This is a genomic window from Amycolatopsis sp. CA-128772, from assembly GCF_002904295.1.
Taxonomy (GTDB): domain Bacteria; phylum Actinomycetota; class Actinomycetes; order Mycobacteriales; family Pseudonocardiaceae; genus Amycolatopsis.
In genome coordinates this window covers 49,338-73,763 of the sequence record NZ_PPHG01000086.1, presented here as the reverse complement: position 1 = coordinate 73,763, position 24,426 = coordinate 49,338, and the positions used below count along the sequence as shown (strand labels likewise).

The following is a 24,426-nucleotide window of genomic DNA, read 5'->3' as shown; positions in this document are numbered from 1 at the left end:
CCATGTCCGACGTCATGAACAGCATCTTCGGCCGCCCCAAGAACGAAAACACCGGCGGGTACGCCTACGGCGCCGTCGAGCCCGAGCCGGTGGTGGTCGCCGAGGCGCCCGCCGCCGAGACCGACGACGCGGCGGTCGCCGTCGTTGTCGAGGAGGCGGAAACCGCACCGGAGGCGGAAACCGCGACGGAAGCCGCCGAGAACGCCGACGAGGAAGACGACGACACGGACCCGAACACGGCCGAAACCGAAGCCGAACCGGTCGCCGAAGCCGAAGCCGAAGCGGTCGCGGAAGCCGAGCCGGTCGCGGACGAGCCGGTCGCGGAAGCCGAGCCGATCGCAGAAGCGGTCGCGGACGAGCCGGTCGCCGAAGCGGAACCGGCCGCCGGGACCGCGGCGGCCGCGGCCCGCCCGGCCGCGGGCACCCGCGGCAGCACCACGGTCGCCGACGGGGTCGTCGGCAAGATCGTGCTCCGCATCGCCGGCCAGGCCGAAGGCGTGCACAGCGTCGACGAAAGCGCCCTGACGGTCGAACTCGCCGACGAGGTCGCCTGGATCACCATCCCCGTGGTGCTCGAGTTCGGTCACGCGGTCAAGGCGCTGGGCGAGCAGCTCCGGGTCGCCGTGATCGACGCCGTCGAGCAGTACCTGGGCCTCGACGTCGAGGTCGTGGACGTGCACGTCACCGACATCCACTTCCCGGAAGCGGACTGAGACCGGTGCCCGGTCCCGGATTCCGGGGCCGGGCCACCACTTTCCTCCTCGCCGGGTGAAGTTCCCGGACCCGGGCCGCTACTCGGCCTCGCGGCGCGCCCGCGCGATCACCTCCTCCAGCCGCAGCGGGCTCGCCGGGTGGTGGGACAGGCACAGCGGCGTCGCCACCTGGCGGAACCCGAACGCCTCCCCCGCCACGTAGAACTGCGCGCGTTCCAGGCGGGAGATGTCCGCGACGGGGCTGCCCTTGGCCCGCGCCAGCTCGTTCGCCGCCGCGATCTGCGCCGGGCTGTTGAGCCGGCCGAAGAACTGCGTCATCGCGTTGCCGACCACCTGGTTGTGCAGGCCCTTCGGCGCCTGCGTGGCGAAAAGCAGGCCCAGGCCGTACTTGCGGGCCTGCGAAGCCAGCACGATGGTGCTGCGCGTGCTCGCCGTCAGGCTCCCGGACGAGGCCATCGTCTGGGCTTCGTCCATCACGAACAGCGCACCCAGCGGCCGGTCCCCCGCCGGATTGCGCTTGATCCAGGCGAACAGCTCCATCTGCAGCTGGTTGACGAAGTTCTGCCGCTGCTCCTCCGCCTGCAGGCCGACGAAGCTGATCACGGAGACGCGAGCCCGCTTTCCCTCCGCCGGCGTGAGCAGTGCTCCGGGGTCCACCGGCTCACCACCGCCGGCGAAGAGGGGGTCGTTGACCATCGCGGCCTTCAGCACCTCGGCCAGACCGGCGGCGATGCGCGGGGCGTCGTTGAGGTTGCTGACGTCCTCGGGCAGGTCGGTCAGCAGCTCGATGAGTTCGGGCAGGCTCCGCGACCCGGTCCGCGCGTGCCGCACGACGGCCTGCCGCAGCACGGCGAGCCCGATGTTCGTCTTCGCGGTGCTCCCGGTCAGCCGCGCTTGCGGCGCAAGCGTCGCGACGGCCACCTCGACGGCGGCGGCGAACTCATCCGAGTCGTCGAGAACGCCGGCGAAGTCCGGCAGCGGCCGGAAGGCAAGCGGCCGCCCGGTGGCGCGCCCGGGAGTCCAGACGACGACATCGGTCTCGGCGAGGTACCGCTTGGCGAGTCCGGCGTCGCCGTCCTTCCAGCCGTCCGGCGGTTCGGGCCAGGGGTCCCCGAGCCGGGCGAGGTCGTTGTTCGGATCGAGCACGATCGCGGAGACGCCGAGAAGAGCGCATTCTTCGACGATCCGCCGTAGTAGAACGGTCTTCCCGGATCCGGACCCGGCAAAGACGGCGGCGTGCTTGCGAAGGGCGGAGAGTTCGACCCGCACAGGCTCCCCGGAGCCGACGACGGTCCCGAGAGTGATCTCCCCCTCAGCGGGCGGCGGGTGCGTCCCTTCGGCAGGCTGCCCCGACGGCTTCTCCGGCAGGACGGCGGAGAGCAGTTCGGACCGGCTGGCGGGCCGGCGGTCGATCAGCCACTCGTGCAGTTCGCGGCCGCCGTTGCCGAGCATCTTCTGCAACGCCCAGAAGGTTTTCACGTCGGCCGGGCTGGGCGGGATCGTCCGGCCGCCCGCGGTGGTGAACTTCGTGACTTCTTCCCGCGTCTTGGCCCCGCGTCCCCAGGCGTCCCGGAGGATGACGAGGTGCCGGTTGTCCGCGCCCTGCAACTGCCCCGCCGCGGACCGGGCTTTCCGGAAGCGGCTCAGCGCAGCTCGCGGATCCCGGGCCGCGATCACCCGGAACGCCCAGTGCTCCTGCAGATCGGCGGCCTCGTCGAGGGTACGTGTGAGCCAGGCGTGTACCTCACTCCGGCCGTTCTGGCGCTCGCACGACCATTCCATGTCATCATCGCCGACTTCGGTGACCCAGCAACGCAGAGCCGCCGAGAGGAGGTCCGGCATGGCCTTGTCCACGGTCTTTTCGGCGAGCAGCTTCTCGGGTTCCGCTTCCGCCTGCAGCTTCTCGAATTCGGCGTCGAGGTCGGCGAAGCGGTCGCTCTCGACCGCGGTCCGCACCGGCGCGACCGGCACGACGGCCTTCTCGTCGAAGGACAGGAGCTCGCGTGCCTGCCCGGCACGCAGGCACGCGTCGATGTGCGCACCGATGCGCTTCAGCAGCTCCCGCGGAGTCCACTGCTCCCAGGGCGCGTCGAAGGCCGCCGGCGCCACCGGCCAGGTCGGGTGCGGCGGCGTGAACCCCATGTCCTGGTAGGCCACTCCGAGCCGCTTCGCCACCAGCGCCCGGCCGACCTCGGCATCGATGATCCGGCCCAGCATCAACGATTCCCGGAAGCGGTCCGGGACGGTGCCCGCCGCCTTCGACTTGATCTGCTCCCAGGTGGACGGCAGGCAGGCCAGGACGGTCAGCGTCTTGTGGGTGACCTCCCGCAGCCCCATGAGCCCGTCGGCGATCTGCGCCACCAGCGGATCCTCCCCGACGCCTTCGCCCAGCATGCCCTGCTTCGAGCGCGCGACCAGGGTGTCGAGCTGGTCGACGGCGATCACGACCGGTCCGGTGAGGGCGAGCAGCCGCGTGATCTCCCGCACGAGGACCCGGGAGGGTTTCGGCCGGGAGTAGATGTTCCATTGGCGAGCTTCGGATGTCAGCTCCGTGTCACCGTCGAGGAAGTCCTCGCCGATGTACTTGGCACTGCGGTCCCGGCTCGCAATGAGCACGAGAGCGCGTGCCGTGTCCCCGCACTCGTCGGCGACCATCTCGTCGAGCGTCGCCACCCCGTCCACGAAGGCTTCGACATCGGCCGTGGTCAGACCGCGGCCGCGCCGGATCGTCGCCGTGACCTCGGCGCTGACCTGGGCACGCAGGCATACGCGGAGCAGGAAGCTCTTCAGCTGCGACTCGCCGGAATCGTCCGGGCGGGCCAGCCCGCGGCGCAGCGCCTCCGCGGTGTTCTCCCAGAACGCTTCGGCCGCGGTGACGTCATCGAGGAAGAAGTACCCCCGCGCGCGGTGGACCTGGCGCCGGACGAGGCCGAGCAGGTGCGTCTTGCCGACTCCTTTCAGCCCGCGCATTACGAGGCCGATGGGGCTGGGTCCGTCGCTGGCGACGGCATCGCGGATACCCGTGTCCAGCGCGGCGAGCGCGTCGGCGTGCAGACCGTCCACGTGGTACGGCGAGTCCCGCCAGACGTGGTCGGGGGTGTCCGCCCAGTCGAAGCTCAGGGTCGCCAGTGCTTGGAGTTCGTCCATCACGATGCCTCGAACGAGACGAAGTGGTTGTCTTCACCGCCGATGCGGATGGCCGCTTCGTGGTCGGCCGCGGTGAGCGCTTTGCGGTTGTCCTCCGGGACGAGGTGCACCTTTCCGGCACTGCTCAGCTTCTTGAGCACGGCGTCGACCTCCGCCGCGGGCGCGCCGAGCTTCGGGCGCAGGTCCACCAGGCCGACCCAGCCCCGGGGTTCCCTGACCAGTTCGCGGTACGCGACCCGGATGCGGTCTTCGAGGTCCCCCTTCGGCTCGGGCTCGGCCGGCGTCTCGACCGAGTTTCCGGCCGGAGGAGCGAAAACCTCGAACAGCCGCTTGTTCTCTCGCCGGAGGTACCCGTTCAAGCCCCCGAGCAGCACGTACAACGCCGAGGCGAGGGGGCTCTGCCCTCGTTGCGGAGGCGGGCCGCCGGCCGAAAGCTCCTTCTCGCACCACGCCCAGCCGTCGTCGCTCAACTGGTGCACGTAGCTCCGCCGCGGCCCGGTCCGGTCGCTTTCGATGTACCCGAGTTCCTTCAGGCCGGTGCGTTCGGGGCCGGTGAGGGTGAACCCGACGACTTCCTCCAGTTCCTGGTTGGGCACCTCCCGGCCCAGCACCATCAGCGTGAACAGCGCCGCGATCTGCTTGTGCGCCAAGCGGTCGGTCATCCGAGATCCTTCCGGTGGTTCGGTTTCGTCGTGGTCCGGGCGCGGGCTTCGAGGATGCTCAGGAGCCAGTCGATCGACAGGCGGATCTTCGTGGGCGCCGCGAGGTGGGTGTCGTCGTTCGGGGGGCGGTGTTTGATCGCCACCGCCAGGTCGGTCGCCAGGTCGCGGGCGCGGTCGGTGTCGCCCGCGCCGACCGCCGGCTGCAGGGCCGTCACCAGCTCGTCGACCAGGTCCCAGCGGGACGGGCGCAGCCGCGCTCCGCGGGCCTGGCCGAGCAGAGCGGCCAGGTCGACGTCGTCGTCCGCGTCGACCAGCGGGGTGAGTCCCTTCAGCTGGCCGACCAGGTCGCGGGCCACCTCGGCCGGCCCGCGCGTGCCGCTCAGCCGCAGGTAGCGGAGGTTCCCGACGTAGCCCGGCAGCGACGCCGCCTCGGTGCCTGCCGTCAGGATCGGGATCACCCGGCGGTCCTGGCCGAGCGTCCGGTGCAGGAACAGCTCGACCTCGGCCGCCTGCCAGCGGCTGACCTTGCCGTCGACGACCAGGCACAGGTGCCGCGCGTCGTCCTCGGCGCGGGCGAGCAGCGAACGGTCGCCCGACAGCGACTTCACCGCGCGGACGTCGTGCGTTTCCAGCGCGGTGACCAGCTCGGTCGCCGTGTCGAAGGCCGTCCGCGGCGTGCTGACCCGGAGGTCGTGCCGGAACTCCTGCCGTCTCGCCCGCACGGCGGCCACGTACGCATCGCGGTTCTCGGCCAGCAGGTCGGTCCGGTCGAGCCGGCAGGCGATCACGGCCGCGACCGTCTCGAGCGCGAACCCGATCTGGTCCGCTCCCGGCGTCTGTTCCGACAGTACCGGGAGCTGCTCGCCGAAACTCCAGTACGACACGTACGGCAGGGTGAGGTGGCGGACCATCGTCGCCGGTTCGACGGTCTGGTCGAGCCACGTCCGGTACAGCTCGGCCGTCTTGTCGACGACGAACCGGCGCCACGTCTCCGACCGGTCGTACTCCTCCCGGTTGTCGAACCGCGACAGCACCGGCAGGACAGTGAGCCTCGCGCGGTCGAACGGCAGCAGGTTGCGCGCCGCGTCCGCGCGCCGGGCCGCCTCCACCGCGCCGTGGATGCTCTGCCGGTTGGCGGTGAACAGCAGCACGAGGTGGTCCGGCAGGTGCGCCGTGCAAATCCCGCCGATGTCGGAGATCCCGGTCCGGCTGTCGATCAGCACGAAGTCGTAGTCCGCGGCCCACTGCTCACGGCACTTGTCCAGGTACTCGCCGAACCCGTCCTCGTAGAGGGCTTCCCAGTCGATCTCCTGCACCTGCCCGATGTAGCCGGCGTCCTCCCGGCCGGCCGCGATGAAGTCGAGCGCACCGACGTCCTTGAGCCGCAGGACGTGCGCTTCGGGCGCGAACCGGCCACGCCGGAAGTCGGCGACGAGGTCGACCACGCCGCCACCGGGCCGCCGGGGCAGCCGGTCGCGGAAGTAGTCGGCGAGGCCGGGGGCCTCCAGGTCCCAGTCCAGGCAGAGCACGCGGTGCCCCCACCGGGCGAGCAGCACGGCGATGTTGGCCAGGGTGAAGCTGCGGCCGACCCCGCCCTTGTAGGAGTAGAAGGTGAAGACCGATCCGGGCATGGGTCAGAACCTCGGCATCCGCGCCCGCTTCGGCGGTTCCGGGGCCGGCGTGAGCACCGGCCAGTCGGCGCGCCAGTCCGGCGCCCGTTCGATCAGCTCTTCCAGCTCCTTGGCGATCTGCCCGATCTGCTCGTTGAAGTCGAGGTACGCCGGCGCGGCCTGGAAGTGCTCGAACGGCTGGCTCCACTTGTGGAGGTCGCGCATGCGCCGCTCGTTGGCGTAGTCGGGGAAGTTCCACGAGTCGCAGAAGATGACCGGGTAGATCAGCTGACGCGGGTCATCGCCCATCAGCTCTTCCCGCTTGGCCATCGAGTGCCATTCGGCCAGGCACCACTCGTCCTTGAAGTACTTCGGCGAGCACACCGGGACCAGCACGCGGGTGCGCTGCAGCGCCGACCGCAGCTGCGCCGGCCAGTTCGCACCGGTCGGGATCCGGTCGTCCAGGAATATCCGGACGTCCCGGTAGAAGTTGTTGTCGAGTACCTCGGTCAATCGGGGGTGGAAATGATTTCGCACCCACGACGGGACGTCATGACCGGAGCGTTGGTAGCTGATGAACACGTCGTACTCGTACACGCGTGCGCTCGCTCCTTAACTGCCCCTTACCAGGCGGATCCGATCCTAGATCCGCTGCGTGCCACCGAAGAAGGCGGAAACCTGACAGATCCCGGACAATAACTGGCCACCCCCTCAAGCCACCGGAAAAAGCGCTCTTGACAACGCGCCGGGCCACCGATATATGACAGGCGCACACGGGAAACGAAATCGTCAATCGTTTCCGGTATATCCGAGGAGCGAGATGATGTCCGACCGCGAGGCACCCCGGGTGTTCGTCACCTATTCACACGACACCCCGGAGCACAAGGAGCTCGTCGGGAAGTTCGCGACGTTCCTGCGCGCGGTCATCGGCTTGGACGTGCACCTCGACGCGTGGTACGACAACACCCGCCGGGACTGGTCCCTGTGGGCGGTCGAGCACCTGGACAAGGCGGACTTCATCCTGGTGATCGCGTCCCCCGAGTACAAGCGCCGTGCGGACGGCGCGGCGATGCCCCACGAAGGCCGGGGCGCCCAGTTCGAGGCGGGGATCATCCGGAACAACCTGACCCGGGACCTGCGCCGGGAGACCGAGCGCGTGCTGCCCGTCATCCTGCCGGGCCGCTCGGTCGACGAGATCCCCACGTTCCTCAACGCCCATTCGACCACGCGGTACCACGTCGAGGAGTTCACCCGGGCCGGCGTCACCGATCTGCTCGCCGCGATCACGGGACAGGGGCAGTACCCGATGCCCCGCCGCGGTGCCTGGCTCGGTGGCGGGGCAGCGGAACCCCAGCCGGTGCGGGCCGGCGAGCTGCCGTGGACGTGCGCCAGCCAGGGGGTGCGCCGCGGTGGGGCATCGATCGACGGCACGCACTACGAACACGGCATCGTCCTGCGGCCCGCCACGCCGACCGCGACCGGGGCCGGCTTCGTCGAACTCGACCTCGACGGCCGCTACCAGCGGTTCACCACCGTCGCCGGGGTGCTCGACGACGCCCGGGATCCCTTCCAGGTCGGGCGGGTCCGCGTGGTGCTCGACGGAACGCCGCGGTCCGAGCACGACGTCGCCGCCGGGAAGCCGGCGACCATCGACCTCGACGTCACCGGCGCCCGGGTGCTGCGGCTGGAAATGTCCCGGCCCGGGGTTCCCGCGTCGCCCTTCGGGTCCGCCGCCGTCGTCGTCAGCCGGCGGGGGCGGCCGCCCGAGCTCGGCCTCGGCGATCCGGTCGTCACCTGAGGCGGGATAGCCCCTTCAACGACACCCCCGCCGCGCGCTTCAGGCGCGGATTCCCTCCAGTTGCAGGTCGAGCAGCCGGCGCCACCGGCCGCCGCCCGTCATGTTGGCCATGGCCGCGCGGGTGACCAGGATGAAATCCCCCGCCTCGAAGTCGGCCCGCAGCCGGCCTGCTTCGACGGCCCGGTGCACGATGCGGTCGACGATGGCCGCGAATGCGTTCTTCTGGTCTTCGATGTCGGCCCAGGCCGGCTCCTCCGGGCCGAGGAGGGCGAAGCGGAACGCCGCGTCGGGTTCCGCCGCTTCGAGGTAGCCGTAGAGCAGCGACTCGAACGCCGCCCACGGGTCCCCGGCTTCCTCGGCGGCCTGGGCGAGGACGGTCATCTCCTCGAACCGGCGGCCGATGATGGCCGCGCGCAGGGCTTTCTTGTCGGTGAAGTGGCGGTACAGGGTGCCGACGCCGAGGCCGGCGCGGTCGGCGATCTCCTCCATCTGGACGGCGTCGCCCCGCTGGGCGAACAGCTCGCCGGCGGCGTCGAGGATGGCGTCGCGGTTGCGCCGGGCGTCGGCGCGCAGCGCACGTCGGGAAGCGGTCATGGTGGCCTCAGCGTACTTGACTGCGGCGGCATCCGGGCTATATTCGGAACCGGAATTCACCTTCACCTTAGGAGCCGCCATGATCGTCGTGACCACCCCGGCCGGGCAGGTCGGCCGCCGGCTCGTCCGGCTGCTGCTCGCCGGGGGCCGCAAGGTCAAGGTCGTCGTCCGGGACGCCGCACGGCTCGACGACGACGTCCGCGAGCAGGTCGAGGTCGTCGAGGGCACCCACGACGACCCGGCCACGCTCGACGCGGCCCTGCCCGGCGCCGACGCCCTGTTCTGGCTCGTTCCGCCGAACCCCGCAGCACCGAGCGCCGAGCAGCATTACCTGAACTTCGCCCGGGCGGGCCGGGAAGCCGTCCGCCGGCACGACGTCGGCCACGTCGTCGCCGTGAGCAGCGCCGGGCACGGCTGGGCCAAGCCGGCCGGCGTGCTCTCCGCGGCCTTCGCCATGGACGCCGAACTGGAGCGGGCGGGCGCGGCCTACCGGGCGGTGTCCCCGCCCTTCTACCTGGAGAACCTCCTCGGGCAGCTGCCCGGCATCCGGGAGCGGGGCGCGTTCTCGCTGACCTGCGCCGGCGACCAGCCCTTGGCCACGATCGCGACGCGGGACATCGCCGCCACCGCCGCCGGCCTGCTGACCGACCTCTCCTGGACCGGGCAGGCGGCCGTGCCGGTGTTCGGCCCGGACCGGCTCACCCCCGACGGCATGGCCGCGGTGATCGGCGAACAGCTCGGCCGTCCGGTCCGCTACCACCGGATTTCCCTCGCCGAGTTCGCGGCGATGCGCCGGTCCCAGGGCGCGGGCGAACGGATGGTCGCGGACGCGGTCGAGATGTTCGCCGCCCAGGACGAGGGCGTCTACGACGCGGATTGGGCGAAGGCGACGATCACGGCGACGGACTTCCGGACCTGGTGCCGCGAGGTGTTCGCGCCCGCCTTCTGAGCGGGCCCGGTGCGCGTTGACAAGGCGCGCACGGATGGTCACCCTGTGGGCTTGAACTGGCGGGAGGAGCTCGGCGACGGTGACGGAGAACAACCGGCTTCGCGCGGCCCGGGAACGCACGGAGTCCCGGCACCACGCCGGCGAGTGCCTGTCGCGGCGGGAGCTGGCGGAGCGAGTCAACGCGCACCTCTGGGACCACGGCGGGCAGCGGGCGGCGCTGGACGACAACTACGTCGCGAAGCTCGAGCGCGGCACGATCCGGTGGCCGAACGCCCGGTACCGGGAAGCGTTCCGCGCCGTTCTCGCCGTCGCCACCGACGCGGAACTGGGGTTCGTCAACCCCCGCCGGGCCACGGTTCCCGTCACGCAGAGCCGGCCCGTGCCGCACCAGCTCCCGGCGCCACCCCTGCGGTTCACCGCTCGCGCGGACGAGCTGGCCGAGCTGTCGGCCGCCGGTACCCGGGCCGCGGACGGTTCCGTGCTGGTCATCTCGGCGGTCGCGGGCGCCGGCGGGGTCGGGAAGACGGCGCTGGCGCTGCACTGGGCCCACCGCGAGCGGCACCGGTTCCCGGACGGCCAGCTGTACGTCGACCTGCGCGGGTTCGACCCCGCCGCTGCGCCGATGCCGCCCGAAACCGCGATCCGCGGTTTCCTGGACGCCCTCGGCGCCGACCCGTCGGCCATCCCGGCCGGCCTGACCGCGCAGGCCGCGTTGTACCGGACGCTGGTCAGCGGGAAGCGCCTGCTGATCATCCTCGACAACGCGCGGGACAGCGCCGCCGTCGAACCGCTGCTGCCCGGCAGCGCCGGCTGCACGGTGATCGTCACCAGCCGCCACCACCTCACCGGGCTCGTCGCCCGCGGCGCGCACGCGCTGCGGCTGCCGATGTTCACCCCGGCCGAAGCCGGCGAGCTGCTCGTCAAGCACCTCGGCGCGGCCAAGGTCGGCGCCGAGGCCGGCGCGAGCGCCGCGCTGGTCCGCTTCTGCGCGGGTCTGCCGCTGGCCATCAGCATCGTCGCGGCCCGCGCCGGCTCGAACCCGGGCTTCCCGCTGACCCTGCTGGCCGCCGAACTGGCCGACGAGACCGGCCGGCTGGACGGGCTCGACGCCGGCGAGGCGTCGGTGCGGCTGTCTTCGGTCTTCTCCGCCTCCTGCCGCGCGCTGGACGACGAAGCCGCGGACGTGTTCCGGCACCTCGGGCTGGTCCCCGGCACCGAGGTCCCGGCCGCGGCCGTCGCCGCACTGGCCGGCCGGCCCCTGCACCGCGTCCGGGCCCCGCTGCGCGCCCTCGAGCACGCCCACCTGCTCCAGCAGCACCGCCCCGGCCGGTACCGGATGCACGACCTCGTCCGCCTCTACGCCCGCGACCGCGCGCGCACCGATCTGTCCGGGACCGCCCGGGACCAGGCCCTGCGCCGGCTCACCGGCTTCTACCTGCACACGGCGTTCGCCGCCGAGCGCCTGCTCGACGACCACCGCCCGCCGATCGACCTGCCGCCCCCGCCGCCCGGGTGCGTTCCCGCGGCCCTTGAGGACCACGCCGCGGCCGTGCGGTGGTTCACGGACGAACACGCGAACCTCCTCGCCGTCCAGCAGCGCGCGGCCGAACTCGGCTGGACCGGCGAGGTGTGGCGCATCGCGTGGGCGATGAACACCCACCACCTGCGCCACGACCGCCAGCACGACAACCTCCGGGCCTGGCAGCCCGCGATCGACGCCGTCGCCGGCATCCACCCGGTCTCCGACCAGGCCCGGGTCCATCGTCTCTTCGGCTGGGCGCGGATGATGGTCGGAGACCACGTCTCCGGGATGGCGCACCTCGGCCGGGCCCTCGAGCTGTTCCGGCTCGAGGGCGACCTCGCCGGCCAGGGCAGCGCGCACCAGGCCATCGCCGCCGCCTGGGAACAGCTGGGCGAGCATCGGCGCGCCCTGGCGTCAGCGCGAGAGGCGTTGTCCGTGTTCGAAGGGCTCGACCGGCCCGCCTGTACCGCCAGTGCGCTCAACACGGTCGGGTGGGAACTCGCGCGCCTCGGCGAACTCGGCGAGGCCACCACCTACTGCACAGCCGCGCTTCGCCTCTTCCGCCGGCTCCAGCACCCCGGAGCCGAGGCGTACACCCTGCACAGCCTCGGTTACATCGACCACCGAGCCCACCGGAACCACAGCGCGGTCCGCCACTACCGGGGCGCGGTCATCCTCCTGCGCGGAGCGTGCGACCCCAAGCAGGAGGCCGTCGTGCTCGCCGACCTCGCCGAGGTCTACGCCTCGGCCCACCGGTACCGCCGGGCCCGGCACCTGTGGCTCGACGCCCTCGCCCTCTTCCGGCAGCAGCACCGGGCGTCCGACATCGAACGGGTCGAACGCCGGCTGGCCGCGCTGGGCTGACGCCCGGCCGCAAGTATCCCGCGAATCCTCCCTCCCCCGGGCCGCCGCGGCCTGCGAGATTGATCTCGGGCAGCGCGACTCCGGCGCTGCGGCAGGGGGAGGTGGTGGCGGCATCCGCCGGCGGGTGCCGCCACCCCGGCCCGGGCGGCTACGCCGGGCCGAGCAGCGCGATCGAGGCGCGCACCGCGACTTCGGTGACGTCCCCCGCGCGGCCGCCGTCCTCGACGGTCGTCGCGATCAGTTCACGCAACCCGCCCAGCAGCATGATCGACAGCTGCCGCGAGGGCGGGCTGATCCCGGCCGCGCGCATTTCGGGGGTGTCCGTCAGCCGCTGGGTCATCGCGATGAAGCCCTCCATCGCGTCGCGCTGCAGGTCGCGGGCCTGGGCGCCCAACGCGGGGACGTCGCGGATCCAGCTCAGCGTGATCGCCGGCTCCGACTCCGCGCAGGCGATCCACGCTTCGATCGCCTGGCGGACCTGGACCGCCCACGGCGCGCGCGGGTCCACCGCGTCCGAGATCTGCTGGATCATCGACCGGTTCGCGTCGGCCAGCAGGGCGATCAGGCATTCCTCGCGGCTGGAGAAGTGCTCGTAGAACGTGCGGCGGGACGTCCGGGCGCGGCGGACGATGCCGGCCACGGTCGTGTCGCGGAAGCCGTCCTCGGTGATCGACCCGGCCAGCCCGTCCAGCAGGCGCTGCCGGTGCCGGCGGGTGTCGACGTCCACGGGAATCACGCTATACCCCTCCTCTTGAAAGGAGATGGTACACCGGCGTACCGTACCGACGGTACGCTCGCGTACCACCTTCCGGGAGGGTCGATGACGACCATGACGAGCCCCACGACGCTGCCGCCGGGGCCCACCGTGCCCCGCGCCGTCCAGGGCGCCTACGCGCTGACCCAGCCGCTGCGGGGGATGCGGCGGCTCAGGGACCGCTACGGCGACGCCTTCACGGTGAACGTCCCGATCTTCGGGCGGGCCGTCGTGATCAGCGGCCCGGCCGAGATCAAGCAGCTGTTCACCTCCGGGCCCGACCTCGTCGACAACCTGGAGGTCAACCTCGGGCGCGTGCTCGGGCCGCGGTCGATGTTCGCGCTGTCCGGCGACGAGCACAAACGGCAGCGGAAGCTGCTGGTGCCGCCGTTTCACGGCCGGCGGCTGGCGGCGTACGAAAAGATCGTCGAAGAGGAAACCGTCCGCGAACTGGCGACCTGGCCCGACGACAAGCCCTTCGCCACGCTGCCGTCGATGATGCGGATCACCCTCAACGCCATCCTGCGCGCGGTGTTCGGCGCCGAAGGGGCCGAATTCGCCGAGCTGCGCGAGCTGCTCCCGCCGTTCGTCACCCTCGGCTCACGGCTGGCCGTCGCACCGATCTCCAAGAAGGGCCGCTTCAACCCGTGGCGCCGCTTCGAACGGATGCGCCGCGAGTACGACGCGATCGTCGACCGGCTGATCGCGAAGGCCCGGCCGGACGGCGACGACGTCCTCGCGATGATGCTGCAGACCCGCTACGACGACGGGTCGGGCCTGAGCCGCGAGGAGATCTCCGACCAGCTGCTCACCCTGCTCACCGCCGGGCACGAAACCACGGCGACCACGCTGGCCTGGGCCGTCGAACGGCTGCGCCGGCACCCCGCGCTCGTCGAGGAACTCATCGACGCCGAGGACAGCAAGCTGCTCGACGCCACCATCCTCGAGGTTCAGCGCACCCGCCCGGTCATCGACCTCACCGCCCGGCAGGTCAAGCAGGACGGCTTCCGGCTCGGCCGGTGGACGCTGCCGAAGGGGTACGCGGTGCTGGTCAGCATCGCGCTGATCCACGACGACGACGCCGTCTTCCCGCACGCGGCCACCTTCGACCCGCACCGCTTCGCCGGCGCGCGCCCGGATCTCTACCAGTGGATCCCGTTCGGCGGGGGCACCCGCCGCTGCCTCGGCGCCGCCTTCGCGACCATGGAGATGACCGTCGTGCTGCGGACCCTGCTGCGGGACTTCACGCTGGTTCCGACCGGGGAACCGGGCGAACGCTGGCACTCGCGGGGCGTGGCCTACGCCCCGGCCAAGGGCGGCCGCGCGGTCGTGCGCCGCCGGAGCACCGGAGGAGAATCGTGACCGAAGAGATCGCCGACGCCGGCCGGGGCATTTCCCTGGCCTACGAACGGATCGGGGACGCCGGCGCCGAGCCGCTGGTCCTCGTCGCCGGGCTGGGCCAGCAGCTGCACAGCTGGCCGGACGCCTTCTGCGCGAACCTCGCCGGACGCGGCTACCAGGTCATCCGGTTCGACAACCGCGACGCCGGCCGCTCGACGCACCCGCGGTTCCGGCCGCCGAGCCTGCTCGGCATGCTCGCCGGCCGGTTTCCCGCGCAGCAGTACGACCTGACGGACATGGCCGCCGACACGATGGGCCTGTTCGACGCCCTCGACCTCGAGACCGCGCACATCGCCGGCGTCTCGATGGGCGGCATGATTTCGCAGACCACCGCGGCGCTGTACCCGGACCGGATCCGCACCCTGACGTCGATCATGTCGACGACCGGGTCACGGCTGCTCGGCCGTCCCGCGCTCTCGACGTTGCGGATGATGGGCGCGAAGCCGCCGAAGTCCCGCGAAGAGGCGGTCGAAAGCGCCGTCCGGATGTTCCGGCACATCGGCTCGCACGGCTTCCCGTTCGACGAAGCCTTCGTGCGCGAGCTGGCCGGCACCGGCTGGGACCGCGACCCGACCGCCGGCGGCGTGGGCCGCCAGCTGGCCGCGATCATGAAGTCCGGCAACCGGACACCGCTGCTGCGGAAGATCACCGCGCCGACGCTGGTGATCCACGGCGACCGCGACCGGATGGTCCACCCCACCGGCGGCGCCGCCACCGCGCGCGCCATCCCGGGCGCCCGCCGCGAAACCGTGCGGGGCATGGGGCACGACCTCCCCGAAGGCGCGTGGCCCACCGTGCTCGACCTCATCGACCAGCACGCGAGGAGCAGCGATGTCCCGGCCTCGTAGCCTCGCCGGCCGCCCGGTCGTCATCACCGGCGCCGCCTCCGGCATCGGCCGGGCGCTGGCCACCCGGCTGTCCCGGCTCGGCTCGCCGGTCGCGGTCGCCGACGTCGACGAAGACGGCCTCAAGGCCACCGCGGCCGCCCTGCACGGCCACGTGCTGACCCGCGTCCTCGACGTCCGTGACGCCGGGGACCAGCTGAAGTTCGCCGCCGAAGTCCGCGACTGGCTCCCGGCGCCCTTGGCCGCGGTGTTCAACAACGCCGGCGTCGCGGTGACGTCCACCGTGCTCGACGCGGTGCCCGAGGACGACGACTGGCTGCACGACATCAACTTCCACGGCGTGGTGCACGGGACGCGCGCTTTCCTGCCGATCCTGGTGGCGCAGGGCGAAGGCGCGATCGTGAACACCTCCAGCGTGTTCGGCCTGCTCGGCATGCCCTACCAGAGCGCCTACTGCGCGGCGAAGTTCGCCGTCCGCGGCTTCACCGAATCGCTGCGGCAGGAGCTGCGCGGCACCGACGTCCGCGCGGTGACCGTGCACCCGGGCGGCATCACGACGAACATCGCCCGCAACGCCCGGGTGCGCCGCGACCCCGAAGGGCGCGGCCGCACCCACGAACAGCTGGCCGCCCAGTTCGAGGCCATGACGATGACGTCGCCGGACAAGGCGGCGGCCGTCATCCACGCCGGCGTCGACCGCGGGAAGGCCCGGATCCTCGTCGGCCCGGACGCCTACCTGTTCGACGCGCTGGCCCGCATCACCCCCACCCACTACAACGCCGTGCTGACCCGCGTGATGCGGCGACGGCGGACGGAGGCCGCCTGAGATGACCGACCACGTCGACGTGCTGATCGTCGGGGCCGGCTTGTCCGGCGTCGGCGCGGCCCACCACCTGCGGACGGCGTTCCCGCGCAAGACCTACGCGATCCTCGAAGCCCGCGAAGCGATCGGCGGCACGTGGGACCTGTTCCGCTACCCGGGCGTGCGGTCCGATTCGGACATGCAGACCCTCGGCTACCGGTTCCGGCCGTGGACCGACAGCAAGGCCATCGCCGACGGCCCGTCGATCCTGCGGTACGTCCGCGACACCGCGGCCGACGCCGGGATCGACCGGTTCATCCGGTTCGGGCACCGGGTGGTCCGCGCCGAATGGTCCACAGAGGACGCTCAGTGGACGGTCGAGGCGGTGCACGACGGCTCCCCCGTCCGGCTGACCGCGAAGTTCCTGTACCTCTGCAGCGGCTACTACGACTACGCGGCCGGGCACACACCGGAGTTTCCCGGCCTCGAGGACTTCGGCGGCACCGTCGTGCACCCGCAACACTGGCCCGAGGACCTGGACTACACCGGCAAGAAGGTCGTCGTCATCGGCAGCGGCGCGACGGCGGTGACGCTCGTCCCGGCGATGACCGACCGCGCCGCGCACGTGACCATGCTGCAGCGCTCCCCCACGTACATCCTTTCGCTGCCGTCGGAAGACGCCCTGGCCAACCGGCTGCGCGGGCTGCTCGGCCCGAAGCTGGCGTACCCGATCGCGCGCTGGAAGAACGTCGCCGTGAGCACGCTGATCTACCAGCTCAGCCGGCGCCGCCCGGGCGTGGTGAAGCGGCTGATCCGCAAGGCGGCGCTGAAGCAGCTGCCGGCCGGGTACGCCGTCGACACCCACTTCAAGCCGCGCTACCAGCCCTGGGACCAGCGTCTGTGCCTGGTCCCGGACGGCGACCTGTTCCGCTCGATCCGCCACGGTGACGCCTCGATCGTCACCGACCGGATCGCGTCCTTCACCGAGCGGGGCATCCGGCTGGAATCGGGTGGTGAAATCGAAGCGGACGTCGTCGTCACGGCCACCGGGCTGCGGCTGCTGGCCTTCGGCGGCATCGAGCTCGTCGTCGACGGCAACCCGGTCAAGCTGCCGGAAACCATGGCGTACAAGGGGATGATGCTCAGCGGGGTGCCGAACTTCGCGTTCACCATCGGCTACACGAACGCGTCGTGGACGCTCAAGGCCGACCTCGTCGCCGAGTACGTCGTCCGGCTGCTGCGCCACCTGGACCGCACCGGTCACGACCAGGCCGTCCCGGTCAACGACGACCCGGCGGTCACCGAGCGGCCGCTGCTGGACTTCGACGCCGGGTACGTCCTGCGGTCGATCGACGAGTTCCCGAAGGCCGGTTCGCGGGCGCCGTGGCAGCTGGGCATGAGCTACGCGCACGACGTCGTCAAGCTCCGGCACGGCCGGATCGACGACGGCGCGCTGCGGTTCTCGCGGCGGGGACGGGCGGGAGCGGGCAGACTGGGCCCATGAAGCTCGGTACTCCGCCCGCCCGGGGCCGCTGACATGCACTCCGCGGGACTCGTGCTGCACCCTCGCCGCGACTCCGCGGCCGCCGTCGAAGCCGTGCTCGGCTGGGCCGGGAACCGGGGCATCGAGGTCCTCGGCATCGCCGACGAGATCGTCCGGCTGAACTGCGCCGCGGTCGGCGTGACGCCCGAGGAGCTCGGGCGCCGCGCCGACCTGGTGGTCAGCCTGGGCGGCGACGGCACGATGCTGCGGGCCATGCGGCTGGCCGACGGCCAGCGCGCGCCGGTGCTCGGGGTGAACCTCGGCAAGCTCGGCTTCCTCGCCGAGGTCGACGTCCCCGACCTGCCCGGCGCACTGTCGGCCATCGACGGCCACGAGTTCACCGTGGAGCCGCGGCTGGCCGTGGACGCCGTGCTGCAGGGACGGAAGATCACGGCGTTCAACGACATCGCGGTGGTGCGCGTGCCCGGTGACGGCAGCGCGGTGGTCGCCGTGCGGGTCGGCGGCCAGCCGTTCGTGAGCTACTCGGCCGACGCGGTGGTGGTGGCGACCCCGACCGGCTCGACGGCGTACAGCTTCTCGGCGGGCGGCCCGATCACCAGCCCGGCGGTGGAGGCGCTGCTGGTGACGCCGGCGGCGCCGCATTCGGCGTACAGCCGGGGCGTGGTGCTTTCGGTGCACGACGAGGTCACCCTGGAGCTGCTGCCGACCAGCGGCCGGCTGGCGGTGGAGGTCGACGGCCAGGTCGAGGGGTACGTCTCCGCCGGCGACCGGCTCGACCTGCGTGGCCGGCCGAGCGCGGCCCGGGTGGTCCGGCTCGGCATGACGACGTTCTACCAGCGGGCGCGGCGCAAGCTGCGGCTGACCGACTCGGCGGAAATCCCCCAGGACGGCGACCACTGACGTGTCCTGCGTCACAGCGCGGGCGCGTCGGCGATGGTCACGGAAAGGTCACGGGTAGCGTCCGCGGCTGCGCCTGAACCAGCCGAACCGTCCCGGAGTGTCTTTCCACATGCTGTGTCCCGCACCCGTCCGTCCCCGCCTGCGCGCCCGCCTGCTCGTCCCGGGAGCCCTCGCCGCTTTCGCCGGCGCCGTCGTGCTCCTGACCGTGCTGCACGTCGACCGGCGCCTGGCCCCGCTCGACCCGGTGAGCACCATGCTCAGCGACTACGCGCTGAGCCCGGGCCGGGGGTTGTGGGACGGCTCGCTGCTGCTCACCAGCACGGGGTCGGCCTTACTGCTGGTGGCGCTCTGCCGCCGTGGCCTGCTGGCGAACCCGGCGCTGGTGGCGGCGAAGGTGCTGTGGTGCGTCAGCCTGCTGGCGGTGGCGGTGTTCGCGAAGGACCCGCAGGGCGGCGCGGTCACGGCGACGGGCAAGATCCACCTCTACGCCTCGGCGGTGACGTGCTTGAGCCTGCCGGTGGTCGGCTGGGCCCTGGGCCGCCGCCACCGCGACGACCCGCGCTGGCGGCGGTTCGCGACCTGGTCCCGGCGGCTGGCGCTGGCGGCGATCCCGTTCTACCTGCCGTTCATCGTCCCGTTCGCGGTGAACGTCGTCCTGGGCGGCCACCTGCCGACGGTGGCGACCGGCCTGGTCGAGCGGCTGATGATGGTGCTGGAGATCGCGTTGCTGGGCGTGCTGGGGTACTGGGCGCACCGGGCGATGCCGACCGGGGTCCGGTTCCGGCCTCGCGCTCAGGTGTCGCCCGCCTGACCCGGGCCGCCCTCCTCGCCCGGCTGGTCGCGGGTGCGGTGCAGCAGCCAGTCGCTCGCCGTCCGGATGAGCGCGTACCGCACCGCTCCCGTCCGGCCGTGGAGGGTGAACAGGATCCGCTTCTCCGTCCGGTCGTGTTCGTCCCACCAGCCCGTGTCGGCGATCTTCTTCGTCTCGTCCTCGTAGGCGAGGTGGTCGAGCGCGTGGTCCGGCACCGCGACCGCCAGCCGGTTCGTGCCCGCGTCCGGCGGGAGGCCGCGCGGGACGGCCCACGAGCGCAGCACCCCCGCCTCCTCCAGGCGCAGGTCGAAGTGGTGCCGGGGACGCCAGTGCTCGTGCAGCACGAACGCCGGTCGCCGATCGGTCACGCCCTTCACCATGCCAGAGGGCGGCCCGGCTAGGTTGGACCCGCACACGGGGAAACCAGGGAGGCCGCGGTGAACGTCGCCGGTGGGGTGCTGCCGGTCGCGGCCGGGATCGCCCTCGTCGTGTTCGCCGTGCGGCTGGCGCGCGAACCGCGGCGGCTCGGCAACGCCGTCTGGCTCGGGGTGGCGCTGCTGCTGACCGCGCTGTGGCTGCTGCGCGCGGCCCTGCACCTCGAATGGCTGACGCCGCTGCTGCTCGGCGTGCTCGCTGTGCTGGCGGTGCTCGTCGCCCTCGGGCTGCCGGTCGCCCTGGTCGTCAACGGCGTGCGGATGTGGCGGCGGGAAGGGCGCAGCGCCGGGAACCTGCTGTCGCTCGGCCTGGGCGCCGGGCTCGTCGGGCTGGAGGCGTTGTTCTTCGTCCCGCTCGGCCGGTGGGGCTCGGCGCTGGTGGCCATCGCGGCCGTGCTTGCCTGCTATTTCGGGTTCCTGTTCCTGTCGCTGCTGATCTACTCGGTGGTGTACGGCCGGCTCGGCCGCCGCAGCGGGTTCGACGCGATCATCGTGCTCGGCTGCGGCCTGGCCGGCGAGCGCGTGCCGCCGCTGCTCGCCGGGCGCCTCGACCGCGCGATCCGCCTCGCCGGGCGGGAGGCGGCCCCGCCCCTGCTGGTCGTTTCCGGCGGGCGGGGTCCCGGTGAGACGGTCAGCGAAGCCGAAGCGATGGACGCCTACCTGCGCGACCGCGGCGTGCCCCCGGACCGGATCCGGCGGGAGGACCAGGCCGCGACGACCGAGGAGAACCTCCGCTTCTCGGCCGCCCTGCTCCCCGCGGACGCCCGCCGGGTGGTGGCGGTGACGAGCAACTACCACGTGTTCCGGACGGCGGTGGAGTGCCGCCGGCTGGGCCTGCCGTTCCACGCGACGGGCTCACCGACGGCCCGGTACTTCCTGCCGAGCGCGCTGCTGCGCGAGTTCGCGGCCCTGATCCTGTACTACCGCCGGACGACGATCGCCGCGTGTGTGGTGATCATCGGGACGGGTTTGGCGCTGACGATCTTCGCCTAACCCGGCCGCAGGATCGAGCACGCGCGGGCCACGCCGTCCTCGGCGCGCAGGCGTGCGCCGACGTACTGGGCGCCGCGCCGGAACAGCGGGTTCTCCGTCAGCTCGCGCAGGCGGGCGGTCAGCGTGCCGGCGTCGAGCTGGTTCAGGGGCAGCGGTTTCGGGCCCGCGCTCAGCCGCGACACCCGTTCGCCCCAGTAAGGCTGGTCGGAGAAGACCGGGCAGACCAGGGTGGGCACCCCGGCCCGCAGCCCGGCCGCGGTGGTGCCGGCGCCGCCGTGGTGGACGACGGCGGCGGTGCGCGGGAACAGCCACTCGTGCGGCACGTCCCCGGCGACCAGCACGTCGTCGTCGTCGACCCCGGCGCCGAGGACGCCGCGCAGGCCGGCCCGGCGCAACGCCGTCCGGACGACGTCGAAGGTGCGTTCGGCGGCGGCGGGCTGCAGGCTGCCGAAGCCGACGTACACCGGCGGTGGCCCGGCGGCGAGGAAGTCGCGCAGCCGCGGGTCCGGAGGCGGGCCGGCGGTGTCGAGGAACCAGTAGCCGGTGACGTGCACGCGGCCGGGCCAGTCGGGCGGCTGCGGCACGACGGCGTCGGAGAAGGCGCACAGCACGGCCGAACGCCGCCGCGGCCCGCGTCGCCCGGCCGGGGGCAGGCCGAGCGTTCCGACGCGCCAGCGGTCGATTCCGGGGCGCAGGACCTGCCAGGCGAGGGTGTCGACGGCGGCGAAGCTGAGCTGGCGGCCCCAGGGGCCGAGCCGGGCGGCGTGCGGGAGGAGGGGGTGTGCGAAGGCCCGCGTCGACACGCTGGGCTGGTAGTGCAGTTCGGCATCGGGGACGCCGAGGTGGGCGCCCAGGTGCGCGCCGAGGAAGCCGAGCGAGGGCGCGAGCACCAGATCGGCCCCGCGGGCCCCGGCGTGGACGTCGGCGAGGAGCCGGTCGAGGACGGGCCGCAGCACATCGCGAAGCCCGGAGAGGAAGGCGAGCCGGTTCCGGCCCGAGGTCCACGCCTGCCCGGCAGCCGAGCCGAGAAGGGCACCGGGATCGGCCGAGAGCGGCGAGAAGCCGAGGTGACGCGACTCGACAAGCGAGCGAAAGGCCGGCGCGGCAAGCACCCGGACCCGCTCACCCCCGGCGGCCAGCCCGGCGCCGAGGGCGACACAGGGTTGAACGTCCCCTCGCGACCCGGGCGCGACGATGACGACCAGGCGGCTCACCTTCTGGCCGCCGTCAAGCGGTACCTCAACCGGAACGGCAGGCTCGCCAATACCGCCGCGACCCGGGCGTCCGTGCCCACCAGGTACCGCGGCGCCGGCCGGCGGGCCACCAACGCCCGGACCACCGCCTCCGCCGCCCGGCGGGGTGGCACTCCCGTCCGCTCCGATCTCGCCGCGCTGCGCTCCGCGGCCGCCAGCTGGTCGCCGTAGCGCTCCAGTGCTGCCGGGGACAAGGCCGCGCGGACCTCCTCCGCCGCCGCGCGGGCGCGGGGCCAGATCGCCGTCGTCACCGCGCCCGGCTCGACCAGGACCACGTGGATGCCCTCGGGGGCCAGCTCCGCGCGCAGGCTGTCCGTCAAGCCGACCAGTGCGAACTTCGCCGTGTGGTACGGGCCCACCATCGGGCCCGCTATCCGGCCGCCGATCGAGCCGAGCGTCACCACCCGGGCCGACTCCGCGCGCCGCAGGGCCGGGAGCATCGCGCGGGTCACCGCCAGCTGGCCCGTCACGTTCACCTCCAGCTGCTCCCGGAACGCCGCCAGCGGCACGTGCTCGAGGGGGCCCGGCCGGGCCAGGCCCGCGTTGTTCACCAAGCCGCGCAACGGTCCCGCCGCCGCGACCCGCTCCCCGCACGCCTCGATCGACTCCGCGTCGCGCAGGTCCATCCGCAGCACCGTGACCGCTTCGCCGTACGCGCGCTCGAGATCCGCTTCGTCCGCGTCGGTGCGTACGCTCGCCCACACGTGCGCGCCCCGCCGGACCAGCTCCGCCACGCAGGCGCGGCCGATGCCGCCCGCCGCTCCGGTGACCACATAGGACGGTTTCACGACGCCACCACCGCCAGCATCCGGGACCACGTCTTGTGCAGCTGCTCCTGCCAGTACGCCCACTGGTGGGTGCCCGGCCCGTACAGGTCCACCGTCGCCGGCACGCCGAGGTCGCGCAGGCGGCCGGCCATCGCCGTCGTCTGGGCGCCGCACAGGAACTCCAGGAGCATCGCGCCGGGGAGCACGTCGATCGGGAGCTTCGCGTCGAGCGGTCCCGGCAGCCCGTTGCCCGCCGAGAGGTACAGCTCGGTGCCGCGCAGGCGGTCCGCGTTCACCAGCGGGTCGTGCGCCGCCCAGCGGGCCGCCTCGCGCCGCCGGTCGCCCCACAGGGCCTCGGGGTCGAGGCGGGCCGACGTCACGATCGCGCCGGTCAGCAGCTCGCCGGCCGGCCCCGTCGGGTTGACGTTGCCGCTGAAGGACGCCGCGTAGCGGAACACGCCCGGGCGCCGCGCGGCGAGCTCGATCGCGCCGTAGCCGCCGAGGGACAGGCCGGCCGCGGCGCGCCGCCCGTTCCCGCGGTAGCCGCGGTCGACCAGCTGCGGCAGTTCGACGGCGGTGAACGTCTCCCACTGGTTGAGCGCGACGTCCTTGCCGTAGTTCCACCAGTCGCTGAAGAACCCCGCCGGCCCCGAGCCGGGCATCACGACCAGGACCCCGGCGTCGTCGGCCAGCCGCCGGACGTCGGTGTTCGCGCTCCAGCCCCGGTAGTCCTGCAGCCGGGTTTCGCCGGCGAGCAGGTAGACCGCCGGCCACGTCCGGTCCGGCTCGGCCGCCCAGGCCCGCGGCAGGATCAGCCGGACCATCGCGTACGCCCCGACGCCGGTCGAGCGCACGGTCAGGTCGAGCACCCGCCCGTCACCGTCCACAGTGGTCTCGGCGACGACGTGCGACCCGTCGTCCGCCCGCGCGTCCGGCACCGCCGCCGCGGCCGGCGTGCCGGGCAGCGTGCCCGCCACGGCCACCAGCACCATGCACCACCTCGCCACCAGGCGCATGCGTTTCCTTTCCCGTTCACGAAAATTCCGAAGAAGTGCGGCCAAGTTAGCGGAAACCCGTCCGGAACCGCAATTGTCCTGTCCACGATGCGGGCGGACAATGTGAATGACAGGAAAACAAACTCCCCCGCCCGGGTGAGTCGCCGGTCGCGGAGCGTGGCCAATCTCGGACGCCCGTGCCACTCCGCCGTCCCGAACTCGCCAGTAACCAGGGAGTCCGCAGGTCACCGCCCGTACACGAAGATGTTTACGCCGGCTTGAGGTGCTTCCGGTAACCGATTACCGACCGGTAGCCTTCCCCGTGCCGCCGGGTCCGCATCCTCCCGGCGAAGGGTTCCAGCGCCGGGACCGCACCTCCCCCGAGAATGCTCCCGGAAGGGTCCCCCATGCCTGCCCGAATTCGTTTCTCCCCAGCTCGCGCCGCCGTCCTCCTGATCGCCGCGGCCGCGGTGACGACCATTTCCCCGGCCGGACGGGCCGCACCGGCCATCCGCGCCGCGGCCACGACCCCGGTTCCCGGACCGCCCGCGGTACCTCCCGCCGCCCTGCTCCCCCCCGAAGCGATACCCGGGCGCCCCGCGACCCGCGCCGTGTTCGACATCGCCACCGCACTGTCCACTTCGGACAGAATGGACGGCACGGCGTGCGCCGACGTCGTCCACGGGCGGCTGCTGCGCGCCGGCACCGGGCAGGGCTTCCAGACGACGGTCGCGGGCGGCCAGGTGTCCGAGCTGGTCGCCCGCACCCCGCACCCGCCCGACCTCGCCGCCTGGACCGCCCAGGCCCGCCGCTGCGGCCAGGTCACCGTCGACGACCAGGACCTGCCGGCGGTTTCGACCACGACCGTCACGGCCCCGCCGGCCGTTCCCGGCGCGCAAACCCTGTCCTACCAGCAGGTCCTGACCCTGCCCGGCCAGCCGGCCGCGGTGCCGGGCCTGCGCCTGCGCACCGTCGCCATCGCCGCCGGCGACGTGCTCGTTCTGCTCCGCGACGCCGGCCCGACCGGCCTCGACCTCGACACCCTGGCCGTCGCCGCGTGGCAGCACGCGGCCCCGCGGCTCGGCCGCTGACCTCGCAAGGAGAAAAC

22 protein-coding genes are annotated in these 24,426 nt (G+C 72.7%); 12 read left to right on the top strand and 10 right to left on the bottom strand.

Translation table 11 applies throughout. From position 1 onward, the window contains the following. Positions 1-2 precede the first annotated feature (2 nt). A complete protein-coding gene (locus C2L59_RS37070) occupies positions 3-713 on the top strand; it encodes an Asp23/Gls24 family envelope stress response protein (protein WP_103354237.1) in 711 nt (236 codons plus the stop codon). Positions 714-791: 78 nt separating this feature from the next. Here the strand turns inward: C2L59_RS37070 and C2L59_RS37065 are convergent, their stop codons facing one another. The 4 genes from C2L59_RS37065 to C2L59_RS37050 are packed head-to-tail and all read right to left on the bottom strand — an operon-like array spanning position 792 to position 6,729. Beyond that, positions 792-3,860, bottom strand: a complete 3,069-nt coding sequence (locus C2L59_RS37065; RefSeq protein WP_103354235.1) for an ATP-binding protein — start codon at positions 3,858-3,860, stop codon at positions 792-794. After that, the gene (locus C2L59_RS37060) at positions 3,860-4,522 is read right to left on the bottom strand and encodes a hypothetical protein (RefSeq protein WP_103354234.1); all 663 of its coding nucleotides are present in this window, start codon (positions 4,520-4,522) and stop codon (positions 3,860-3,862) included. Before C2L59_RS37060 ends, C2L59_RS37065 begins: the two co-directional genes overlap by 1 nt. Continuing rightward, positions 4,519-6,153 carry a CATRA system-associated protein gene (locus C2L59_RS37055; RefSeq protein WP_103354233.1) on the bottom strand — a complete coding sequence of 545 codons (1,635 nt, stop codon included), beginning with the start codon at positions 6,151-6,153 and terminating at the stop codon, positions 4,519-4,521. The genes C2L59_RS37060 and C2L59_RS37055 overlap by 4 nt, the downstream gene beginning before the upstream one ends. 3 nt (positions 6,154-6,156) lie before the next feature. Further along, the gene (locus C2L59_RS37050) at positions 6,157-6,729 is read right to left on the bottom strand and encodes a TIR domain-containing protein (protein WP_103354232.1); all 573 of its coding nucleotides are present in this window, start codon (positions 6,727-6,729) and stop codon (positions 6,157-6,159) included. A 226-nt stretch (positions 6,730-6,955) separates the two neighbouring features. Here C2L59_RS37050 and C2L59_RS37045 point away from each other — a divergent pair, with 226 nt between their 5' ends. Then, a complete protein-coding gene (locus C2L59_RS37045) occupies positions 6,956-7,930 on the top strand; it encodes an SEFIR domain-containing protein (protein ID WP_103354377.1) in 975 nt (324 codons plus the stop codon). A 39-nt stretch (positions 7,931-7,969) separates the two neighbouring features. On the opposite strand, the gene C2L59_RS37040 is transcribed toward C2L59_RS37045, so the two are convergent. Further along, positions 7,970-8,524, bottom strand: a complete 555-nt coding sequence (locus C2L59_RS37040) for a TetR/AcrR family transcriptional regulator (RefSeq protein ID WP_103354231.1) — start codon at positions 8,522-8,524, stop codon at positions 7,970-7,972. Positions 8,525-8,603: 79 nt separating this feature from the next. On the opposite strand from C2L59_RS37040, the gene C2L59_RS37035 reads away from it, so the two are divergent. Further along, positions 8,604-9,473 (top strand): NAD(P)H-binding protein, encoded by an 870-nt coding sequence (locus tag C2L59_RS37035; RefSeq protein ID WP_103354229.1) that lies wholly within the window; start codon positions 8,604-8,606, stop codon positions 9,471-9,473. Between the two features lie 79 nt (positions 9,474-9,552). Next, positions 9,553-11,859 carry an NB-ARC domain-containing protein gene (locus tag C2L59_RS37030; protein WP_103354228.1) on the top strand — a complete coding sequence of 769 codons (2,307 nt, stop codon included), beginning with the start codon at positions 9,553-9,555 and terminating at the stop codon, positions 11,857-11,859. Between the two features lie 148 nt (positions 11,860-12,007). Here the strand turns inward: C2L59_RS37030 and C2L59_RS37025 are convergent, their stop codons facing one another. Further along, positions 12,008-12,595, bottom strand: coding sequence for a TetR/AcrR family transcriptional regulator (locus C2L59_RS37025; RefSeq protein ID WP_103354226.1), 588 nt, complete (start codon positions 12,593-12,595; stop codon positions 12,008-12,010). An 84-nt stretch (positions 12,596-12,679) separates the two neighbouring features. On the opposite strand from C2L59_RS37025, the gene C2L59_RS37020 reads away from it, so the two are divergent. The 6 genes from C2L59_RS37020 (at position 12,680) to C2L59_RS36995 (ending at position 18,876) form a co-directional block, all read left to right on the top strand. Beyond that, positions 12,680-13,975, top strand: a complete 1,296-nt coding sequence (locus C2L59_RS37020) for a cytochrome P450 (RefSeq protein WP_103354224.1) — start codon at positions 12,680-12,682, stop codon at positions 13,973-13,975. Then, entirely contained in the window at positions 13,972-14,862 is an 891-nt protein-coding gene (locus C2L59_RS37015) for an alpha/beta fold hydrolase (protein WP_103354222.1), read from the top strand. The genes C2L59_RS37020 and C2L59_RS37015 overlap by 4 nt, the downstream gene beginning before the upstream one ends. Then, entirely contained in the window at positions 14,846-15,685 is an 840-nt protein-coding gene (locus C2L59_RS37010) for an SDR family oxidoreductase (protein WP_103354221.1), read from the top strand. The genes C2L59_RS37015 and C2L59_RS37010 overlap by 17 nt, the downstream gene beginning before the upstream one ends. A gap of 1 nt (position 15,686) precedes the next feature. After that, positions 15,687-17,165 carry an NAD(P)/FAD-dependent oxidoreductase gene (locus tag C2L59_RS37005; protein WP_103354219.1) on the top strand — a complete coding sequence of 493 codons (1,479 nt, stop codon included), beginning with the start codon at positions 15,687-15,689 and terminating at the stop codon, positions 17,163-17,165. 33 nt (positions 17,166-17,198) lie between these two features. Then, positions 17,199-18,065 carry an NAD(+)/NADH kinase gene (locus C2L59_RS37000; RefSeq protein ID WP_103354218.1) on the top strand — a complete coding sequence of 289 codons (867 nt, stop codon included), beginning with the start codon at positions 17,199-17,201 and terminating at the stop codon, positions 18,063-18,065. A gap of 97 nt (positions 18,066-18,162) precedes the next feature. Next, a complete protein-coding gene (locus C2L59_RS36995) occupies positions 18,163-18,876 on the top strand; it encodes a DUF998 domain-containing protein (RefSeq protein WP_233223884.1) in 714 nt (237 codons plus the stop codon). On the opposite strand, the gene C2L59_RS36990 is transcribed toward C2L59_RS36995, so the two are convergent. Continuing rightward, the gene (locus C2L59_RS36990) at positions 18,858-19,244 is read right to left on the bottom strand and encodes a DNA polymerase ligase N-terminal domain-containing protein (protein ID WP_233223883.1); all 387 of its coding nucleotides are present in this window, start codon (positions 19,242-19,244) and stop codon (positions 18,858-18,860) included. The genes C2L59_RS36995 and C2L59_RS36990 overlap by 19 nt on opposite strands. Positions 19,245-19,313: 69 nt before the next feature. Between C2L59_RS36990 and C2L59_RS36985 the strand changes: the two genes are divergently transcribed. Continuing rightward, on the top strand, positions 19,314-20,303 hold the full coding sequence (locus tag C2L59_RS36985) for a YdcF family protein (RefSeq protein ID WP_103354215.1): 990 nt from the start codon (positions 19,314-19,316) through the stop codon (positions 20,301-20,303). On the opposite strand, the gene C2L59_RS36980 is transcribed toward C2L59_RS36985, so the two are convergent. Genes C2L59_RS36980 through C2L59_RS36970 form a run of 3 tightly spaced genes read right to left on the bottom strand, consistent with a single transcriptional unit; the run spans position 20,300 to position 23,339 of the window. After that, the gene (locus C2L59_RS36980) at positions 20,300-21,517 is read right to left on the bottom strand and encodes a glycosyltransferase (RefSeq protein WP_103354214.1); all 1,218 of its coding nucleotides are present in this window, start codon (positions 21,515-21,517) and stop codon (positions 20,300-20,302) included. The two genes, C2L59_RS36985 and C2L59_RS36980, sit on opposite strands and share 4 nt — an antisense overlap. Further along, the gene (locus C2L59_RS36975) at positions 21,514-22,344 is read right to left on the bottom strand and encodes an SDR family NAD(P)-dependent oxidoreductase (protein ID WP_103354213.1); all 831 of its coding nucleotides are present in this window, start codon (positions 22,342-22,344) and stop codon (positions 21,514-21,516) included. Before C2L59_RS36975 ends, C2L59_RS36980 begins: the two co-directional genes overlap by 4 nt. Next, positions 22,341-23,339: an alpha/beta hydrolase gene (locus C2L59_RS36970; RefSeq protein WP_370444813.1), complete on the bottom strand. Its 999-nt coding sequence runs from the start codon at positions 23,337-23,339 to the stop codon at positions 22,341-22,343. Before C2L59_RS36970 ends, C2L59_RS36975 begins: the two co-directional genes overlap by 4 nt. 386 nt (positions 23,340-23,725) lie before the next feature. Here C2L59_RS36970 and C2L59_RS36965 point away from each other — a divergent pair, with 386 nt between their 5' ends. Beyond that, entirely contained in the window at positions 23,726-24,409 is a 684-nt protein-coding gene (locus C2L59_RS36965; RefSeq protein WP_103354210.1) for a hypothetical protein, read from the top strand. Positions 24,410-24,426: the final 17 nt, after the last annotated feature.

Excerpts from the sequence above, each read along its gene's own strand:
- C2L59_RS37045 (WP_103354377.1), top strand. The coding sequence starts at position 6,956 with ATGTCCGACCGCGAGGCACCCCGGGTGTTCGTCACCTATTCACACGAC.
- C2L59_RS37000 (WP_103354218.1), top strand. The coding sequence starts at position 17,199 with ATGCACTCCGCGGGACTCGTGCTGCACCCTCGCCGCGACTCCGCGGCC.
- C2L59_RS37055 (WP_103354233.1), bottom strand. The coding sequence starts at position 6,153 with ATGCCCGGATCGGTCTTCACCTTCTACTCCTACAAGGGCGGGGTCGGC.
- C2L59_RS37065 (WP_103354235.1), bottom strand. The coding sequence starts at position 3,860 with ATGGACGAACTCCAAGCACTGGCGACCCTGAGCTTCGACTGGGCGGAC.
- C2L59_RS37005 (WP_103354219.1), top strand. The coding sequence starts at position 15,687 with ATGACCGACCACGTCGACGTGCTGATCGTCGGGGCCGGCTTGTCCGGC.
- C2L59_RS37035 (WP_103354229.1), top strand. The coding sequence starts at position 8,604 with ATGATCGTCGTGACCACCCCGGCCGGGCAGGTCGGCCGCCGGCTCGTC.
- C2L59_RS37010 (WP_103354221.1), top strand. The coding sequence starts at position 14,846 with ATGTCCCGGCCTCGTAGCCTCGCCGGCCGCCCGGTCGTCATCACCGGC.
- C2L59_RS37070 (WP_103354237.1), top strand. The coding sequence starts at position 3 with ATGTCCGACGTCATGAACAGCATCTTCGGCCGCCCCAAGAACGAAAAC.
- C2L59_RS36970 (WP_370444813.1), bottom strand. The coding sequence starts at position 23,339 with ATGCGCCTGGTGGCGAGGTGGTGCATGGTGCTGGTGGCCGTGGCGGGC.
- C2L59_RS36965 (WP_103354210.1), top strand. The coding sequence starts at position 23,726 with ATGCCTGCCCGAATTCGTTTCTCCCCAGCTCGCGCCGCCGTCCTCCTG.
- C2L59_RS37020 (WP_103354224.1), top strand. The coding sequence starts at position 12,680 with ATGACGACCATGACGAGCCCCACGACGCTGCCGCCGGGGCCCACCGTG.
- C2L59_RS37060 (WP_103354234.1), bottom strand. The coding sequence starts at position 4,522 with ATGACCGACCGCTTGGCGCACAAGCAGATCGCGGCGCTGTTCACGCTG.
- C2L59_RS37040 (WP_103354231.1), bottom strand. The coding sequence starts at position 8,524 with ATGACCGCTTCCCGACGTGCGCTGCGCGCCGACGCCCGGCGCAACCGC.